The sequence below is a fragment of the Collimonas rhizosphaerae genome, assembly GCF_038896935.1.
Lineage (GTDB): Bacteria > Pseudomonadota > Gammaproteobacteria > Burkholderiales > Burkholderiaceae_D > Collimonas > Collimonas rhizosphaerae.
Genome location: NZ_JBANDC010000004.1, coordinates 217,501 through 234,500, shown reverse-complemented (window position 1 = coordinate 234,500; position 17,000 = coordinate 217,501). Strand labels below are relative to the sequence as shown.

The 17,000-nt window shown below is 60.5% G+C and carries 18 protein-coding genes; 6 read left to right on the top strand and 12 right to left on the bottom strand.

Features of this window, described 5'->3' with window-relative positions; genetic code table 11:
* Window positions 1-53: 53 nt before the first annotated feature.
* Window positions 54-671 carry a C40 family peptidase gene (locus V8G57_RS07465; protein WP_342828844.1) on the top strand — a complete coding sequence of 206 codons (618 nt, stop codon included), beginning with the start codon at window positions 54-56 and terminating at the stop codon, window positions 669-671.
* A gap of 157 nt (window positions 672-828) precedes the next feature.
* On the opposite strand, the gene V8G57_RS26225 is transcribed toward V8G57_RS07465, so the two are convergent.
* From V8G57_RS26225 to V8G57_RS07445, 5 genes are all read right to left on the bottom strand, one after another.
* The gene (locus V8G57_RS26225; protein WP_425458246.1) at window positions 829-1,044 is read right to left on the bottom strand and encodes a BPSL0761 family protein; all 216 of its coding nucleotides are present in this window, start codon (window positions 1,042-1,044) and stop codon (window positions 829-831) included.
* Window positions 1,045-1,065: 21 nt separating this feature from the next.
* Complete coding sequence (locus V8G57_RS07460; protein WP_342828843.1) at window positions 1,066-1,587, bottom strand: HAD domain-containing protein; 522 nt, start codon at window positions 1,585-1,587, stop codon at window positions 1,066-1,068.
* A 165-nt stretch (window positions 1,588-1,752) separates the two neighbouring features.
* Window positions 1,753-2,091, bottom strand: a complete 339-nt coding sequence (locus V8G57_RS07455) for a hypothetical protein (protein ID WP_342828842.1) — start codon at window positions 2,089-2,091, stop codon at window positions 1,753-1,755.
* Window positions 2,092-2,205: 114 nt separating this feature from the next.
* Window positions 2,206-2,745, bottom strand: a complete 540-nt coding sequence (locus V8G57_RS07450) for a hypothetical protein (RefSeq protein ID WP_342828841.1) — start codon at window positions 2,743-2,745, stop codon at window positions 2,206-2,208.
* 1 nt (window position 2,746) lies between these two features.
* Window positions 2,747-3,409, bottom strand: coding sequence for a hypothetical protein (locus tag V8G57_RS07445; protein ID WP_342828840.1), 663 nt, complete (start codon window positions 3,407-3,409; stop codon window positions 2,747-2,749).
* A 205-nt stretch (window positions 3,410-3,614) separates the two neighbouring features.
* On the opposite strand from V8G57_RS07445, the gene V8G57_RS26220 reads away from it, so the two are divergent.
* Complete coding sequence (locus tag V8G57_RS26220) at window positions 3,615-3,842, top strand: helix-turn-helix domain-containing protein (RefSeq protein ID WP_425458245.1); 228 nt, start codon at window positions 3,615-3,617, stop codon at window positions 3,840-3,842.
* Window positions 3,843-4,158: 316 nt separating this feature from the next.
* On the opposite strand, the gene V8G57_RS07440 is transcribed toward V8G57_RS26220, so the two are convergent.
* The 7 genes from V8G57_RS07440 to V8G57_RS07410 form a co-directional block, all read right to left on the bottom strand.
* Entirely contained in the window at window positions 4,159-5,193 is a 1,035-nt protein-coding gene (locus V8G57_RS07440) for an AraC family transcriptional regulator (RefSeq protein ID WP_342828839.1), read from the bottom strand.
* 158 nt (window positions 5,194-5,351) lie between these two features.
* Window positions 5,352-6,554 carry an acyl-CoA dehydrogenase family protein gene (locus V8G57_RS07435; protein ID WP_342828838.1) on the bottom strand — a complete coding sequence of 401 codons (1,203 nt, stop codon included), beginning with the start codon at window positions 6,552-6,554 and terminating at the stop codon, window positions 5,352-5,354.
* Window positions 6,555-6,605: 51 nt separating this feature from the next.
* A complete protein-coding gene (locus V8G57_RS07430) occupies window positions 6,606-7,835 on the bottom strand; it encodes a CaiB/BaiF CoA transferase family protein (protein WP_342828837.1) in 1,230 nt (409 codons plus the stop codon).
* 226 nt (window positions 7,836-8,061) lie between these two features.
* Complete coding sequence (locus V8G57_RS07425; RefSeq protein ID WP_342828836.1) at window positions 8,062-8,916, bottom strand: helix-turn-helix transcriptional regulator; 855 nt, start codon at window positions 8,914-8,916, stop codon at window positions 8,062-8,064.
* A gap of 396 nt (window positions 8,917-9,312) precedes the next feature.
* Window positions 9,313-10,218 carry a 3-hydroxyacyl-CoA dehydrogenase gene (locus V8G57_RS07420; RefSeq protein WP_342828835.1) on the bottom strand — a complete coding sequence of 302 codons (906 nt, stop codon included), beginning with the start codon at window positions 10,216-10,218 and terminating at the stop codon, window positions 9,313-9,315.
* Window positions 10,219-10,278: 60 nt separating this feature from the next.
* A complete protein-coding gene (locus V8G57_RS07415) occupies window positions 10,279-11,061 on the bottom strand; it encodes an enoyl-CoA hydratase-related protein (protein WP_342828834.1) in 783 nt (260 codons plus the stop codon).
* Between the two features lie 62 nt (window positions 11,062-11,123).
* Window positions 11,124-12,056, bottom strand: coding sequence for a 3-hydroxyacyl-CoA dehydrogenase NAD-binding domain-containing protein (locus V8G57_RS07410; RefSeq protein WP_342828833.1), 933 nt, complete (start codon window positions 12,054-12,056; stop codon window positions 11,124-11,126).
* A 342-nt stretch (window positions 12,057-12,398) separates the two neighbouring features.
* Here V8G57_RS07410 and V8G57_RS07405 point away from each other — a divergent pair, with 342 nt between their 5' ends.
* The 4 genes from V8G57_RS07405 to V8G57_RS07390 all read left to right on the top strand — a co-directional run bounded on the left by V8G57_RS07405 (window position 12,399) and on the right by V8G57_RS07390 (window position 16,724).
* Complete coding sequence (locus V8G57_RS07405; RefSeq protein ID WP_342828832.1) at window positions 12,399-12,530, top strand: hypothetical protein; 132 nt, start codon at window positions 12,399-12,401, stop codon at window positions 12,528-12,530.
* 83 nt (window positions 12,531-12,613) lie between these two features.
* On the top strand, window positions 12,614-14,257 hold the full coding sequence (locus V8G57_RS07400) for an MFS transporter (protein WP_342828831.1): 1,644 nt from the start codon (window positions 12,614-12,616) through the stop codon (window positions 14,255-14,257).
* On the top strand, window positions 14,254-15,357 hold the full coding sequence (locus tag V8G57_RS07395) for an HlyD family secretion protein (RefSeq protein WP_342828830.1): 1,104 nt from the start codon (window positions 14,254-14,256) through the stop codon (window positions 15,355-15,357). Before V8G57_RS07400 ends, V8G57_RS07395 begins: the two co-directional genes overlap by 4 nt.
* A complete protein-coding gene (locus tag V8G57_RS07390; protein WP_342828829.1) occupies window positions 15,354-16,724 on the top strand; it encodes an efflux transporter outer membrane subunit in 1,371 nt (456 codons plus the stop codon). The genes V8G57_RS07395 and V8G57_RS07390 overlap by 4 nt, the downstream gene beginning before the upstream one ends.
* The last annotated feature ends 276 nt before the right edge of the window (window positions 16,725-17,000 follow it).

The following is a 17,000-nucleotide window of genomic DNA, read 5'->3' as shown; positions in this document are numbered from 1 at the left end:
TTCGCGAGCGGCTCAAAACGGCCAATACCAGACATTAAAACGAGGAGAAAATTGTGGATTTGAAAATCGCAGATATTCAGGCTGGGGACGTTTTGCTGTGTTATTCACGCATGACTGCTGAAGAGGAAACAGCAACTGGGACAGGCTACTCGCACACAGCGATTGCTTTAGCAGGGGAGCGAGTGCTCGAAGCGTCCAACGAGGGCGTACAGGTCGTCTCGGTAGGACGGCTCCTCGAAGACTACGACCACATCGCGGTTCTTAGAGAACTCGGAACTAATGAGCTCTGGGGCGAGGCCACATTGAACTCTTTGGAAGAATTTGCGGTTCAAGCCACAGGCAAACGCTTTAATCAGACAGGCTTAGTGAGATTTCCCGCCCGAAGGGAAAGTAATCGAAATAACCTCATGGAGCGAGTTCATGGCTACTTTGAGGGAACGACACGAGAAATCCCGAGCATCCGAGGCGTTTACTTTTGTTCCGAGCTCATCACTGCTGTCTTTATTCATGTAGGAATAATTGAGCAATCAGCGGCAGTAGTATTTACGCCGGAAACATTCTCGCCTAGCGACATTGCCAAAGACAAAGTGTTTGGATTCTTCTGCGGTTACGTGAAATCCACTTCTAGCTACGTTGTTCCAGATGGGGATTTCTTCAAGAGCAACATATAGTCGATTGCTTCATTGCGGTCGAGTTGCCAAGAGACTTCGATATATGGGTTGAATGACTGTTTTGGGTCGTGTGCAGCCTGTCGCAGGACGCATCGCCGGTTTCATGAACAGTGATGTCAACGCTATCAGAACGGGTCAGCCGTTAGCGAAGATGTTCTTAGGGCATTGAGCATTCATCTGAAATGGCAAACCAATTCGGGCACGCTAAACCAACTAAGTTCATGTCCCCGCCGTCCGGATAATGCCTGAGCAGAGATAGTGCATGTTCACGAATGCTGTCCGGAACATTGGGTGTTTCGCCGGGGTTAGTTAAAGCGAACAGAAACTCTCTTGTCGCTAGGACCGCACGCGTACGCTCCGTCGGAATTGTCATGATTTCTCTCTGAGAATCTAATTAGAATCGCTTAAGCATTATTCGAATTGCCTCTTGAATCTTCGGGTCGCTGAGACCGCGGGCGCCGTCCGTTCGGATTAAATTGTCTCGACACCATTCCGGCCATCCGAGATAGTCGTCATCGATTGCAAACCAGCTCTGCGGCCCTCTTCTGAATACATCATTAGCGATTTGTACACCGCGAGGTAGGCAAACAAATTCATCTTCGCGCATGAAGCGATTGTGAAAGGTGGCGCCGATTACTCGTTCCTGAAGCGCGGGACTCAGCTGGCTTTTGGCAAAATTGAAGCTACGTATTCGCACCCAGCTCGTGCTCAGTACAATTTTGACGTCCGGGTGTGGCTCTAGCAACTGCTCTAAAATCGGAGCCCATTCGAACAACGTGTGACCGGGAGTGCCAATATAGATGCCTCGCTTTGGGCTCCGGTAGACGGGCTCTAAGTGGACAACGCCATCGAAATCAAGAAAACAGATTCGCAGTGGACCTTTGTCCCCGCTTTCTGTTCGACTAGCCTGTTGCATTATCAGTGCTCCTTAACGCAACAAATCGGCTCGAACTCAAATGCAACGCCCTTGGCCAACAGTCCTTGTATCCTCGAGTGAACCAAACGCAACGCTCGTGAAATGTTGCATAGTTCATCTAGGTCGAGATAGCACAATCTTTTGGAGTCTATTATTGATGCCATCTTAAAGTCTCCGTCGTGCCTCACACACAATCCACTTCCATTCTGATTCAGTGAACATGCTGCAATACGGCGCATGTGCTTTTCGGGTACAGCGGTCAAGCTTTTCGCCAGTGCGACGAACCTGATTTGCCAAGTTGCTAGCGTACTCGTCGCAGATTTCGATGCGGTCGTCAGTAGGCGTCGGATTGAGCATGTCCCTAACAATGTAGTCGAGCTCCAGCGTATCCCAGGAACGCCCCTCAGTTTCGCAATGTGCAATGTAGGTTCGAATCTGCCCGTCTTGTTCGCGCGTAATAGGTAGGCCTCTAAATGGCCGGAATTCCTCGGAGAAATTACCCATATCATTTCCTTTATCCCCGCCTAGCGCTTCTCTCTATATTGGTGCTTTGCTGCTACTTCAATGGAGCATGAATTTGCGAAGCACGAAATGATTTAATGACCTGAATAACGATTTTTACGTGCGCCTTTTGACCGCAAAGCCTCGTTGCTCAAGCAATCTTTGAAGCGCAGACTTTGTTTGTGGCGAACTATCCATCCGTTTATTGAATTCTTCAATAATTGAATCCTCAACATGAACACTGGGCGGATACCATGGCCTGTCGTTCAGCTTAGGGGAAGGCAATCCAAGCTCGCCCGCCACTCGTCGAAAGATATATTTAATTTGTTCTATGCTGAGGCCCCATCCAGCTTTGGTGGCTACCTCGTAGCGCTCCCGCAGCAAGTCTTTCTCCGCGATATGTGAATGCCCGCCGGCTTTCACTTGCCTGGACTGAGTAACTAGCTGTTGGATAAGTCCTTCGCAGGTGCGCCATTGCTGATAGCGTTCTGGCGGAGTATTCCCTAGAGTGTAATATTTTCCGTCGCGTCCGGTTAACGCCAACTTATTTTGAAAGCCGCCAACAGCCGAGGTAATTCCGACATACGGGAAATCATCAGGGACCTCCGCAAATTTAACCTCTAAATTGTCAGTTTGCGATGGAATTTCATTCGCCATCTCACCTCCCCATATTGATACTCGATGCTCGACGTGTCAGCTTTCGGAAGCCTTTTGCAGCCAACAAAACCCGCTCTAAATTACCTTCAGCCAAAATATCTAAGGGCGCCTTGCCATCAAGCTCAAGGTCAGGTGACGTGAAGAATCGATACTTCCGAACTCCATCGGCATCGCGTAGGGCCTGAGATATAGTTTCGAGCATGCCGAGGTCATATTGAGAGTCAGCAAAGAAGGCGGGGTAATACTCTTCGCTCCACACTACGTCGACCCAATCAGGGATTTTGAAAATTCGCCGTTCGCTGACTTTCAGCGCCAAGACGTCTTCGGTCATTCCGGTGCGCGCAAGGAAGTCGATAGCTGAAATGATTCTTCCCTTATCAATTAGTTGTCCGCCGCTTTTCGCGACCCGGTCGTCTGCTTCCAACTCAGCAATATCTCTTTCGCGTCTTTCACGTTCGAATCTTGCAGGCTCGGCGCTTAGCCACTGCATGTACTCAATGAAGGTGGCTCGGTCTTGCTTGGACATGCTCGATGTCGCTTTTTTAAAAGCATCGACCACTGCTTTATTCCCTGATGTGGAGCTATCCGCCTGACCAATATCTCGGAATGTCCATACGGCGCTGGAGAAAAAATAATAGGAAGAGAGAAATTGAGATGAAAACATAATTTTGATTTCACAAATTCTGGGCTGTAGGGGAATAGCTTTGTCTAAACGCGCATCTTTAAAGGCTATCAGCCCTCAGGCACGGGGCTCGGCATGCCTGAGATTGCGTCTAAATGCATAAGGAAGTTAGACATTCCGTATTGCGAAATAATATTCGCTAACTCTAATAGACTAGCATAATAGTACAAGCCAAGCTACGGCTGCAATGAGCAGCCAAAATAATTTACCAGTGGGCAGGGCGAGAATTGCACGCAATCTACGCGATTGGCGTGCAACCCGTGGTATGTCTCAGGACAAGCTATCTGAGTTATCAGGTTTTACGCAGGCTTATATTTCTCAAATTGAGAACGGGACTTGTAACATTCGGATAGACAGCATGGAAAAATTAGCAGAGGTACTAGGCATAGACCTTGTGGAATTACTAGTACGCTAAGGCTAGCCAAGTGTAAACATAAGGCGCTCGAGTTCTGCTTGCTGCAAATTCAAAAACGGCTGCGAAGGTGGCATGTAGCCTTGGGCTCGGCTGGATGACAGGGATTTTTGTTTACACTAACTTCGTTTACAAAAACGATTATAAAAATCAAGATAAAATAATATAATCAATAACTTATATGGCTAGTTGCGGTTCGGTGGTTCCTATTCCCGTTCTGAAGTGGAATAGAAGATATTCCGTCGACAATAAAACCCCAGCCATTGATTTGGCTGGGGTTTTATTTTGTTTACGTATTGATTGAAAGTTGGATGCTGCGCTACGGCCGCTTCCTGAATTCATTGGGCGACACGTGCGCCCAGCGCTTGAAGGCGCGGCGGAAGCTTGATGCGTCGCTGAAGCCTAGCCGCTCCGAGATCGATTCATGGGTCATCTCGGTGCGCGTCAGGTAGGTCGTTGCCAGCTTGAACTTCACCTCATCGACGATTTTCTGATACGTCGATCCTTCGCTGATGATCTTGCGCCGCAGGGTGCGCGAATGCAGGCCGAGCCGGACTGCCATTTCTTCCAGCGAGGCGAATTGGCCCGACTGGCCCAGCAAGCGCCGGTAAATCTCGCCGACGACGCCGCGCCCGCCGTCGATGCGGTCCAGCATCTCGTGGCAGGCATCCTGCACCAGTTGAAAGGTGATGGTGTGGGAGCCCAGCGGACGCCGCTCCAGCCAGGCCTTGTCGAAGCGCAGCTCGGTGCTTGCAGCATCGAACTCGATAGGACAGTTCAGCACGCTGTGATAATGGGCGGCCCCGGCTGGCGCGCTGAACGCGAAACTGGCCGAGCTCAGCCGGAAGGCGTTGCCCGACACGCTTTTATGCAGCGACAGCAGGATGCCGCTCTGGTATTCCTGCACGAAGCGCTCCATCGCTTCATGCAGCGTAAAGTCCGGCAGGGCGCGGATGATCCAGACGGCGTCGGCGCCCGATTCATCGAGTTCGAGGTCGACGATGGGTGTGGCCAGTTCTCGGTAGGCGAGCCCGAAATTGACGGCGTCGCGCACGGTGGCGCTGCTGAGCAGGGCGTAGCCGTAAAAGCCGTAGTCGGTCAGGTGGAAGGAGGCGCCCAGTTCCAGCGGGCTGGTCCGGCCCGGCGCCAGGCGCAGGAAATTGTCGAACACGGTGGTGACCTGTTGCCGCGAAATAAAGAAATAGGGATCGCTCAAGTGGGCCGTCGTAATGCCGGAGCCGGCCAGCGCCTGTTCAGCGGTGATGTCGTTGGCGGCCAGGTGCGCCGTCAGCGGAATGAGCTTATAGACCGGATAGATGCGCTCTGTCGAGCCGATGTATTTGACTTCCGCCACGCCTGTCCTCCTGTCTCCGGTGCCGGCCGCGGAATGCGAAACCGCTGTCCGCGCTTCGTGGATAGCTCAATCATGACTCTTGACGACTATCATATACGCTCCGGCGCCTGCAGGCAGACGGGGCAACCGCGATCCGCCGGCAACGGTTCCGCGCCGGGTCAGACGAAGGCGCTGAAGCCGGTGACGGCCTTGCCTACGATCAGGCTGTTCATTTCGCGCGTGCCCTCGTAGGAATACAGCGCCTCGGCGTCGGCGACGAAACGGCCGATATGATGTTCGAGCAAGATGCCATTGGCGCCCAGCAATTCGCGTGCCCAGCCGACCGTCTCGCGCATGCGCACCGTGCAGATGCCTTTGGCCAGCGACGCGTGCTCATCCTTCATGATGCCTTGCTCCTGCAGCTGCGACAGGCGCAGGCACAGCGCTTGCGTCGACGTGATGTTGCCCAGCATGCGGAACAATAAATCCTGGATCAGCTGGAACGACGCGATCGGCTTGCCGAACTGCTCGCGCTTCTGGGCGTAGCGCAATGCATGCTCGTAGGCTCCGGTGGCGCAGCCCACCGACTCCCAGGCCACGGCAGCGCGGCTCATGCGCAGCACACTGGCGGTATCCTTGAACGAGTTCGCACCTTGCAGGTGCTGGGAGTCGGGGACGCGGCAATCGCGCAGCGTGATCAAACCGTTCTGGACCACGCGCAGCGCCATCTTGGTGACGATCTTTTCCACCGAAAATCCGGCGGTGTCGTTTTCGACGATGAAACCCTTGACCTGATTGTCATCGACGTCGCGGGCCCAGATGATGGTCAACTGGCCCCAGGTTGCGTTGCCTATCCATTTTTTCTGGCCGTTCAGGATCCAGCTGTCGCCATCGCGCTTGGCCGTCGTTTGCAGGCCGCCGGCGGTGCCGGAGCCGGTTTCCGGTTCGGTCAGTCCAAACGAGCCGATCTTGTCGAGCGCGGCCATCGGCGGCAGCCATTTGGCTTTTTGTTGTTCCGATCCGCACAGGAAGATCGATCCCATCGCCAGCCCCGTGTGCACGCCGAAGAAGGTCGAGATGGAGGCGTCGACGCGCGCCATCTCCATCATGACGAAGCCCATCAGCATCATGCTTTTGCCGGGACAGCCGTAACCTTGGTAAGGCAGGCCGCCGATGCCCAGCTTCTGCATTTTCGGCAGCAGCTCGAACGGGAATGCATCCCTGGCCCAGTAGTCGTTGATGATCGGCTGTACTTCGTTTTCCATGAAGGCGCGGACCTTCAGTCGGATGGCGTTGTCGTCGTCGCTCAGGGTCTGGCTGACCGAATAAAAATCGCCATTGGCTGGCGGCAGGGATTTGGGTGAGTGGTCGTTCGATGCCATGGCGGGATCCGTATCAAAGGAATGGTGAAGGGCTGGGTTGCGGCGAGGCCGTCAAGACTTGGCCACGACGGCGCCGGACGATTTCAGCTCGGCGATTTCGGCCGCGCTGAAGGCCAGCTCCTGCAAGACTTCGATGCTGTGCTGGCCCAATTCCGGCGCCAGGCGCGGCGTCACCTTCGGGACGTCCACCAGCCGCATCGGACTGTTGACGGTGTGCGAGGCTTCGCCGCAGGGTCCTGCCATCGGCACCAGGATGTCATTGGCGATCATCTGCGGATCGCGCACGATTTCGTCGAAGGTCTGAACCACGCCGAAAATGACGCGGCCCTGATCGAGCACGGTGCGCCAGTGCGCCAGCGGCTGGCTGGCGAAGACCGGATCGAGCAGCGCCACCAGGTCGGCGGCGTGCTGCACCCGCAGCTGCTTGGTGGCAAAGCGCGGATCGTCCGACAGCTGCGGCAGGCTCAGCGCCTGCACGAAACCCGGCCAATCCTTTTCCTGCGCGGCCACCAGCAGCAGCCAGCGGTTGTCAGAGCTGCGGTAGGGGTTGAGCAGCGCGTTAGCCGGTCGCTTGCGGTCGTGCTGCTCGACGAACCTGGCGCCGTGCAGCGCGCCCTCGATCCAGGCCGCCGCCGCCCATGCACCCTCGGCGATCAGCGACGTCGTTACATGACCGCCCTTGCCGGTCAGCGTGCGCCGGTATAGGCCGGTGACGATCGCCGAGTACAGCGTCACCGCCGTCGCGTGGTCACCGATGCCGGGAATGGGCAGGGTCGGCGGACTGTCGGCGTCGTGGGTCACGTCCATCAGTCCGGTGCGCGCCCAGTATGCGGTGACGTCAAAACCCGGCTTGTCCGCTTCGGGGCCGTTCAGGCCGTAACCGGTGATGTCGGCGTAGATCAGGCGGTCGTTGTGCGGGGCCAGTTCCTCGTATGTCAGGCCGAGCGACTTGCGCACCTTGGGCGGGAAATTCGTCACCAGCACATCGGCCCACTTCACCAGCCGGCGCAGCACGCGGCGTGCGGCCGGCGACTTCAGGTCTAATGCAATACTGCGTTTGTTGCGGTTGGTGAGCTGCCACGCGTAGTTGCTCTCGCAGGCCGGATTGGGCGGGGTCATGTAGAAATAGCGGTAAGGGTCGCCCAGGCCTGGCGGCTCGACCTTGATCACATCCGCGCCGAAGTCGGACAGGATGGTGGTGGCGGCTGGTCCGGCAATAAAACTGGCCAGGTCGAGGACCTTGAGGCCGGTAAACAAACTGGCTTGCGGCGTGGCGGTCATGGATTTCCTCTTCTGGTTCGGCGATCAAGTGGGGGAGCAGAATTGCCTGGCGAGACTGCCGCGGCAGCAACCCTGATGGCATATGCTCTCCCATGCCGAACCGCCTGTCTTTTGCTCTTGTGCGCGCATGTCGCAATCATGCGGCGCCAAGCTGCGCGGGCTTGTTAAAATGGATTCGGGTCCTTGATCAGTGGCCTGGCCAGGATGCCTGCGCCGCAGCCGGCGCTTAGCGGGCGCCGCGGAAGGCGGCCGGTGTGACGCCCACCAGCAGCGCGAAGCGGGTCGTGAAATAGCTCTGGCTCTTGTAGCCGACTTCGAAGGCGATGTCGGCAATGCTCTTGTCGCTCTCGATCAACATCTTTTTGGCCGACTCGATGCGGAAGCGCATGATGCACTGGTGCGGCGATTCCTGCGTCGAGTGCTTGAACATGCGGGCGAAGTGATACGGGCTCATGTCGAGCTGGTCGGCGATGTCCTTGAAGCCGATGTCTTCTTGATGGTGGGCCCGGATGTAGTCGACGGCGCGGCGGATTTTGTAGCGCGGCAGTCCGCCCAGGATCACTGACGGCGCCGGCGTGTCGGTGTAGGTGCACAGCAGGTGCTGGCCAATGACGATGGCAACCGACTCGATGTAGGATTTCTCCAGTTCGCGCCGGCTCTGCATCTGCTGTTCGATCGAGCGCGCCAGGTGCCACATGAAGGGGTCTACCGAGGCGTACTGCGGGGTCATTTCGCAGTCGTGGTAGCCGTTGGCCTGGGCCAGCGCGGCCAGGAAGGCCGGCTTGACGGCGATGCTGGTTATCTGGGCGTCGGAAGTCCATGCGGCGGTGAGGGTATGCCCGGCCGGGACGACGCAAACGTGGCGGTCCGATACTTTGATCTGCTGCGGCTCGCCGTTGGCGCCGCGGTAGGTAAGGATGGCTGACGCGTGCATGCCCGGCGCGGTGATCTCGTGGTCGTCCTGGATCCGTTCGCGTGCGTTGGCGCGCAGGCCCTTGCCGGTGCGGATGCGCATGTCGTTGCAGCGTGCTTCGAGGATGTCTTGCTGTCCGCAAGCGCGTTCGGCCACGCACGGCATCATGGCAGACCTCCCGCGCCGTCGGTCATGATGGCCGCCACGGCCACCGTCGCGGGCCGGCTGACAGCGCCAACCGCGCGGCACGGCCGGGCGGTTGGCAATAGCGTTCGTGGACACTGACGCATGGTGTATCCCTATGAAGTGAGATGACCGGCAGGGGTGATTCAACTGCTGCTGTGCCGATTCTCGCACTGGCCGCATCGGACCGGGAGTACTGTTTCGGACAATTAGTGCGACAAAAGAGGACAGCGTGAATAAAACGGAACGCGGCCCGGGTTTCAGGCCGGGCCGGTCAAGGCGAGCGCTGCCGACCTCGCCGTCATGCGCGACGTCGGCAGCGGGGCAGGTTGATTTTTTTCGGACTTTGCATTTTCTTGCGTCGGCGAACGCCCTGTGCCTTCAGCGTACCTCCGCGTAGGCGATCCCGCTCAGGTTGCCTTGCGCGTAGAGCAGCGTCTTGCGATCCGAGCCGTCGAGCCGGGCCGAGTAGACCGAGCCGCCGAGGTCGGTCATGAACATGCGGTCGCCGTCGAGGTCGAGCGCGATGCCTATGCCTTCCATCAGGTGGGTGAACAGGATTTTCGGTGTTGGCCGCGGCCCGTGCGCCGGGGCGTCCATCGGCGCACAGTTGACCGTGTTGCCGCGCGGCGGGCTGCCGCGGTCGGTCCAGTACAGCAGGCGGCGGCGCAGGTCCAGTTCGAGGTCGATCGGCTCCGGCAGGCCGTCGTATAGCAGTTCGATGTCGCTACGGGCGGCCGGCTGCTCGCCAGGCGGCAGGTCGATGCCGGCGCGGAAGATGCGGCCGCGGTCGCCGTCGTCCGGGCCTTTCTGCGTCCAGTAGATGTGGCCGCGCCCGGCATCCACTGTGATACCGACGCACCAGCGCTCCTGGTCGGTACGGTCGGCCGCGCCCTCGCCGGCCTGGACCAGCGTATCGACGGCGCTGCCGTCGAGATTGGCGCGCATGACGCGCATTCCTTCACGGTCGCACCAGTAGAGCTTGCGGTTGCGCCGGTCCAGCTGCAGTTGTTTGGGCGTAAACGTAGCGCCGGGCGGGATGATGGTGCAGCGGTTGCCGCCGTCGAGGTCGATGCGTTCGATGGCGCCGTCGTCCATGTTGGGCACGCCCATGTCCGTCCAGTAGATGTGGCCGGCGGCAGTGTCGACGGCAATGCCGTCCGGCAGGCGGCAGTTCTGCGCCAGCGTCTTGCAGTCGCTGCCGTCGGGCCTGACTGACAGGATGCGGGCGCCGCTCAGGTCGAGCACATACAGCAGGCCGTCGCCGGCGGGAGGGAGATGACTCATGGTTATCCTCGTTTTCAGTGGGAGAGTGGATGCGCCGCCGGTTCAGGACGCGGTGCGCTGTCAGCGGCCGGTGAATTGCGGCGGACGCTTGGCGAGGAAGGCAGCCGTGCCTTCGCGCTTGTCGTCGGAGGCGGCGCAGACGGCGAATAGCGCGCTTTCGAGCGCCAGGCCGTCGGTCAGCGCCGTGTCCATGCCGCGCAGCACCGCCTCGGTGGCCAGGCGCACGGCCAGCGGAGCATTGGCGCCAATTTGCCGCAGGATGGCTTCGGCGCGCGCGACCAGGCCGTCGGCCGCGACTACCTCGTTGACCAAGCCGATGCGGCAGGCTTCCTGGGCATCGATGGTGGCGGCGGTCAGGATGATCTGCAGCGCGCGGCCGGCGCCGACCAGGCGCGGCAGGCGCTGTGTGCCGCCGAAGCCAGGCAGCACCCCCAGCCTGACTTCCGGCTGGCCGAATGCGGCCCGCTCCGATGCGATACGCAGCGTGCAAGCCATGGCCAGCTCGCAGCCGCCGCCGAAGGCGTAGCCGTTGACGGCGGCGATGACCGGCTTGCCGAGGCGTTCGATGCGATCGAACACATACTGGCCCTGGCGCGTGAAGCGCTGGGCGTCGACGGCGCCGATCGCGGCCAGTTCGCCGATGTCGGCGCCGGCCGCGAAGGCCTTGCCTTCGCCGCTCAGGATCACGCCCTGCACGGCGTCGTCGGCCGCGGCCGCATCGAAGGCGGCAAGCAGCTCGGTCAATGTAGCCTGGTTGAGTGCGTTGAGCACGGCAGGGCGGTTCAGCGAGATATGGGTGATGTTGCCGGCCGTGCGATAGAGCAGGTTGTCATAATGCGGCATGGAACAGGGCTCCTGGGAATTGACGTGCCGGGCCGGCGTACCGGCCTGGACATGGTCTGGCTTTATTCGTTGGCGCGCGCGGCCAACAGGCTCAGCAGCGCTTCGTCGCGCTGCTCGGCCAGCTCGTCGAGTGAGCGTCCGTCCGCTTCCGCCTTTACGCCATCGATCATTTTTTTTCTGATTTCCGGCGTCAGCACCGGGTTGCCCAGAACTTTCCACCAGGCTTGCATGGGGCCCGAGAACTGATCGAAGAAATGCTCAATGCCTCCTTCACCGCCGCCGAGGTGGTAGAGCAGCGACGGACCCATCACGCCCCATCGCAGGCCCGGGCCCCAGCAGACGGCGGTGTCGGCGTCTGCCACGCTGAGCACGCCTTCGGAAACGAGATAAACGATTTCGCGGAAGAGCGCCGCCGCCAGGCGGTTGGCGACGTGACCCGGCATTTCCTTGTGCAGCCGGACGGTGCGCTTGCCGAGGCCGTCGTAGAAGGCCGTCACGCGCGCGATGGTCGCTTCCGACGTCAGCTGGCCGCCGACGATCTCGACCAGAGGAATCAGGTGCGGCGGATTGAACGGGTGGCCGATCACGCAGCGCTCGGGATGCAGCTTGCAGCCGGCCTGGATCGCCGACATGGTCAGGCCGGACGAGCTGGAGGCGATCAGCGTGTCGGCCGGCAGCAGGCTGTCAAGCTGCTCGTACAGCGCGATCTTGAAGTCGAGCCGCTCGGGACCGTTTTCCTGCACCAGGTCGGCGCCGGCGACGGCGTCGGCGATGTCGGCCGTGAAGCGCAGCTTGCTCCGGTCGGCGCCGTCGGCCACGCCAATCCGTACCAGCGCCGGCCAGGCCTGGTCGATGTACTGGCGCAATCTGGCTTCGGCGCCGGGCGCGATGTCGGTGGCCGTCACATGCAGGCCGCGGGCCAGGAATAGGGCGGCCCAGCTGGCGCCGATGGTGCCGGTGCCGATGATGGCAACCCGTTGGACAGTCTTGACCATGTGTACATTCCTCAATGTGGTGGGCGGAGTGGGGACGCCTGACGAAGTTCTGGCGGCAGCTTGAGGAAGATAGTAGGAGGGACATCCGCACGCGTCTTTCGGATACGTGCGCGCGTATCGCGAAAGTGCTGAAACCGCCGGTGCGGAAACGGTGCCGATAGTGCGTCGACTGTACCCGTGTTTTTTTTGCATGCTCCCGGCGCCGCCGCATGATTGCGTTATGGCCGCACGAGATCAAAAGACAGGCATGTCCGCTCCGGCGACCATACGCAGGCTGCCGTGCGCCGCGGCAAGTTCTGGTTTCCTTGTCATCCCCTTGCCGTTGAAAGCTGTGTTCCGACCATGCCTAACCATGAATTATTGCCGGGAAACGCCGCCGACGGCGACGCACAGGATCGCGGAATCGTGATAGCCTTCTTCAACGCCAATTCGGGGCTGGGCGGCTTGCAGTGGCTGGTCGGGGGAGACGGTTAAATGCGCAAGTTTTCACACAGTGGAGAGGCATTCGTCGCTGGCAATGTGGCGGTCTTTCCCTTGTTCGTTGCGATGGTGCGGGCATGAGCGACGCGCCCGAGCCCGCGTATCGTTTCGCGCCGGAAGAGCAGCCGGCCTTCCCTGGTTCTCCTTACGCGCCGACGCATCCAGGCTGGCGCCGGCTCGGCTACGGCGCGGTAGCCTTGCTGGTGGGTATTTCCGCAACGTTCGGCAATGCCCTGGTTAACGTCAATGTCGCCAACCTGTCTGGCGCGATGGGAATGTATGTCGCGCAGGCAAGCTGGTTGCCCGCGATCTATGTGGCGATGAACGCGAGCGCCAACCTGACCTTGGTCAAGGCGCGTACCCAGTTCGGCATTCCAGCGGTAAGCAAGGGACTCCTGATCGCCTATGCGCTGGCCGGCTTGTGGCAATTCCTCTCTCCCGGGTTTGCTTCCGCAGTGCTGATCCGTGCGGTTTGCGGCATGACGGCCGCGGCGCTCACTACACTCACCATCTACAACCTGCTCCAGGCTTTTCCGGCGAAACTGCGGCCTCTTGGCCTGGTCATCGGAATCAGCATTCCGCAACTGGGCACGCCGCTTGCGCGCTTGATCCCGGTCGAAATGCTGGCGCTCGATAACTGGCGCGCCTTGCATTTGATCGAACTGGCGCTTGCCTTGGGTGTGCTGGCGGTAATTTCCGCGCTCCCTCTGCCGCCCAGCGAGCGTAGCAAGGCGTTCCAGCCGCTCGACCTGGTTACCATCGCACTGCTGGTGCCGGCGATCATGCTTGTCTGCGGTGTGCTGGGCGAGGGCCGTCTGCTGTGGTGGACGGATACGCCCTGGCTCGGCTGGGCGCTGGCGGCAGCAGTGCCGCTGTTCGCCATTGCCTTCCTGGTTGAGCGGCACCGAAAACAACCGCTGCTGCAGCTCCGCTGGCTGGGCAGTATCGACATAGTGCGCTTCGCCATCGTCGCACTGCTGGTGCGGCTTGCGCTCGCCGAGCAGACTTACGGTGCGGTCGGACTGTTGACCTCGGGCGGGCTTACCAACGATCAACTGCGCACGCTGTTTGCGATCGTCGCGGCAGCCATGGTGCTGGGGACGATTACAGCGGCGGCCACATTGTCGGAAAAGCGCTTGCCTTACCAGGTGATTGCAGCGGCGCTCGTGATTGCGCTTGGCGCCTGGATGGACAGCAACGCGACCAACCTGACGCGCCCGCCGCAGCTGTATTTGAGCCAGGCGCTGATTGCCTTCGGTACCACGCTCTTCATCGGCCCGGCGCTGCTGTACGGCTTCATCCGCATGTTCAGCCGTGGAGCGGACCATCTGGTGAGCTTCGTCGTGCTGTTCAGCATTACCCAGAATATCGGCGGCCTCGGCGGGTCTGCGCTGCTCGGGAGCTACCAGGTGATTGCGGCGCGGGCGCATGCGCAAGCTCTGTCGGAACACCTGGTGGCGGCCGATCCGCAAGTAGCGGCCCGCATTGTCAGCGGCGGCGCGGCCATCGCCAGGGTGGTCGCCGATCCGACGCTGCGCACCGCGCAGGGCGGCGCTTTCCTGGTTCAGGCGATGACGGGGGAAGCCAGCATCCTGGCCTATAACGACGTGTTCCGGCTGGTTGCGCTGCTGGCGCTGCTGACCGCGCTCTACCTCGGTTATCTGGTCATTTTTCAAGCCGTCCGCCGTCGACGGAAAACTACGCCGGAAATCACAACATGAGCACCAAAGTGAGTACTACAGCCACAGCACCCCCTCCCGCGCGCGCGCCAGGCTGGCATCCCGCTCCCAAGCGGGCGGCTGCCACGATCTTGATCATCCTGCTGGCGGTCGCGGTTGTCATGGTGATTCTTTACGCCTGGAGTTTGCCGCCGTTCGTGAGCTCAACCGAGAGCACGCAGAACGCCTATGTCCGCGGGCGCACCGCCGCGATCGCGCCGCAGGTGAGCGGATATGTGGTCGAGGTGGCGGTCAAGGATTATGAACAGGTGCGCGCAGGCCAGGTGCTGGTGCGGATCGACGACCGCATATATCGTGCAAGGGTGGAGCAGGCGCGCGCCAATCTGGCCGCCCAGCGGGCTGCTCTCGCCAATAGCGAGCAGGCTCGCGCCTCGCGCAGCGCCGGACTGCAAGCGCAGACCGCCGGCCTCGCCAATGCTCGCGCGCAGCTTTTGCGGGCGAAGGCGGATATGGCGCGCATCGACGACCTGGTGCGCGACGGTTCCGTTTCCATTCGCGAGCGCGACCAGACGCTGGCAGCACTCGCCCAGGCGGAAGCGCAGGTCCGCCAGGCCGACGCCGCCGGCGAGATCGCCCGGCAGGATATCCGCACGGTGGATGTCGGTAAAGGCGGGCTGGAGGCGCAGGCGGAAGCGGCGCAAGCACAGCTCAAACTCGCCGAGATCGACCTGGACAATGCCGTGATCCGCGCGCCTGAGCCAGGGCAGATCGGCGAGGTCGGCGTGCGCCTCGGCCAGTATGTGACTAACGGTACGCAACTGCTGTCGCTGGTGCCGGCAGAGCGCTGGGTTATCGCCAACTATAAGGAAGCCCAGACTGCACGCATGGCGCCTGGCCAGAAGGCAAGCATCAGCGTCGACGCACTCGGCGGAGCGGAGCTTGCGGGAGTGGTGCAAACGATCTCGCCGGCGGCGGGATCGGAGTTCGCGGTGCTCAAGCCGGACAACGCTACCGGCAATTTTGTCAAGGTTCCGCAACGGATAGGCGTGCGCATCGTGATCGATCCCGGCCAGCCGCTGGCGCAGAGATTGCGGCCGGGCATGTCGGTGGAGGCGCGGGTCGACACGCGCAGGCAAAAATGACGACGCGGACGATTGCCCTTTTGCTGGTCGTGGCGCTCGCCGCGTGTGCCGGTCCGAGGCCGGCGCCGCCGCTCGCGGCTGACGTCGTGCCGCCGGCGGCGTGGCGGGATGACCCTGCTCTCGGCAGCGAACTCGCGGCCGGCTGGTGGCAGGGTTTCGGCGACCCTGTGCTGACAAGGATTGTCGAAACAGCGCTTGCCAACAATCTTGATGTGGCCGTGTCTGCGGCGCGGGTGGAAGCCGCGCGCGCGCAGTTTCGCTTGAGCGAGGCGCAGCGCTTGCCCAATCTTGCGGGCAGCCTGGGCGGCGGCAGGCAGCGTGATGTCAGCCCCTTCGGCAAACCGGAGACCCAAACCGCCGGACAGGCCGAGCTCTCTGTGTCTTACGATCTTGACCTGTTCGGCCGCCTTGCCAGTGCGAGTTCGGCGGCGCGTGCTTCATTGCTGGCCAGTACCGCGGCGCACGACAGTGTCCGGCTCGCGGTAGCGGCTTCGGCCGCGAGCGGCTACATCACATTGCGTGCGCTCGATGCCCGGCTCGCCATATTGCGCGATACCTTGGCGGCGCGCTCGGCGTCGTTGAAGCTGGCGCGGCGGCGCGCCGAGGCGGGTTATTCTTCCATGCTGGATCTGCGCCAGGCAGAAGCGGAATATAGCGCGACCGAGCAACTTATCCCGGCAGCCGAGCTGGCGATCAGGCGGCAGGAAGACGGCCTCAGTTTGCTGCTGGGGGACAATCCGCAAGGGATCGACCGCGGCTCGGACCTGGCTGCGCTGACAGCGCCGTCTGCCGCATCCGGCCTGCCTTCGGCACTGTTGCGGCGGCGGCCGGACATCGCTCAAGCCGAGCAGCAACTGGTCGCAGCGGATCATTCGCTTGACGCGGCGCGTGCCGCCTTCATGCCGAACATACAGCTTACGGCGTCAGGAGGTTATGTCGCCTCTACCCTTCTTACCAGTCCGATCGCCATCTTTGCGCTCGGCGGCAGTGTCCTGGCTCCCATTTTCGACAGCGGCCGTTTACGTGCGCAAGCTGATACGGCGGCAGCCAGGCGCGATGAAGCCGCCTACCTTTATCGAAAGACTGCGCTGACCGCTTTCAAGGAGGTCGACGAATCGCTTAGCGCAATCCGGCGCAACGCGGACCAGGAACAGGCGATCGCAGCCCAGCGCCAAGCCCTGGCGCGTGCGCTGGCGTTAGCGACCAGCCGCTATCGCGCCGGTTATTCGCCCTATCTTGAGCAGCTCGATGCGCAACGGAGTTTGCTGTCGACGGAACTGAGCCTGATCCAGGTGCGTGCCGACCGCCTGATTGCCGCGGTAAACCTGTTCCAGGCGCTGGGCGGCGGATGGCGGTATCAAGGATGAATGAATCGCCTGGAATGCTTCATGCAAAAGCCATTGCCTCTCAAAGTTGAACTGGTCCTCATCTGATTGTTTTTTTGCAAGCCCGTTGCCGCACCAAGACTAATTTCATCCAAAGCTCGCATGACATTACTTGTCACTTAGCGACAAAGCTGGGCAGCTTCAGATTGGCGCGCGACGCTACGAAATGAAGCCGTATCTTCCTCCCAAAGAGGGAAAACTTCGCCATCGGACTGCTAGCTTGACCTCCCCGCATCTTGCCAATTCTCTTATGGCAGG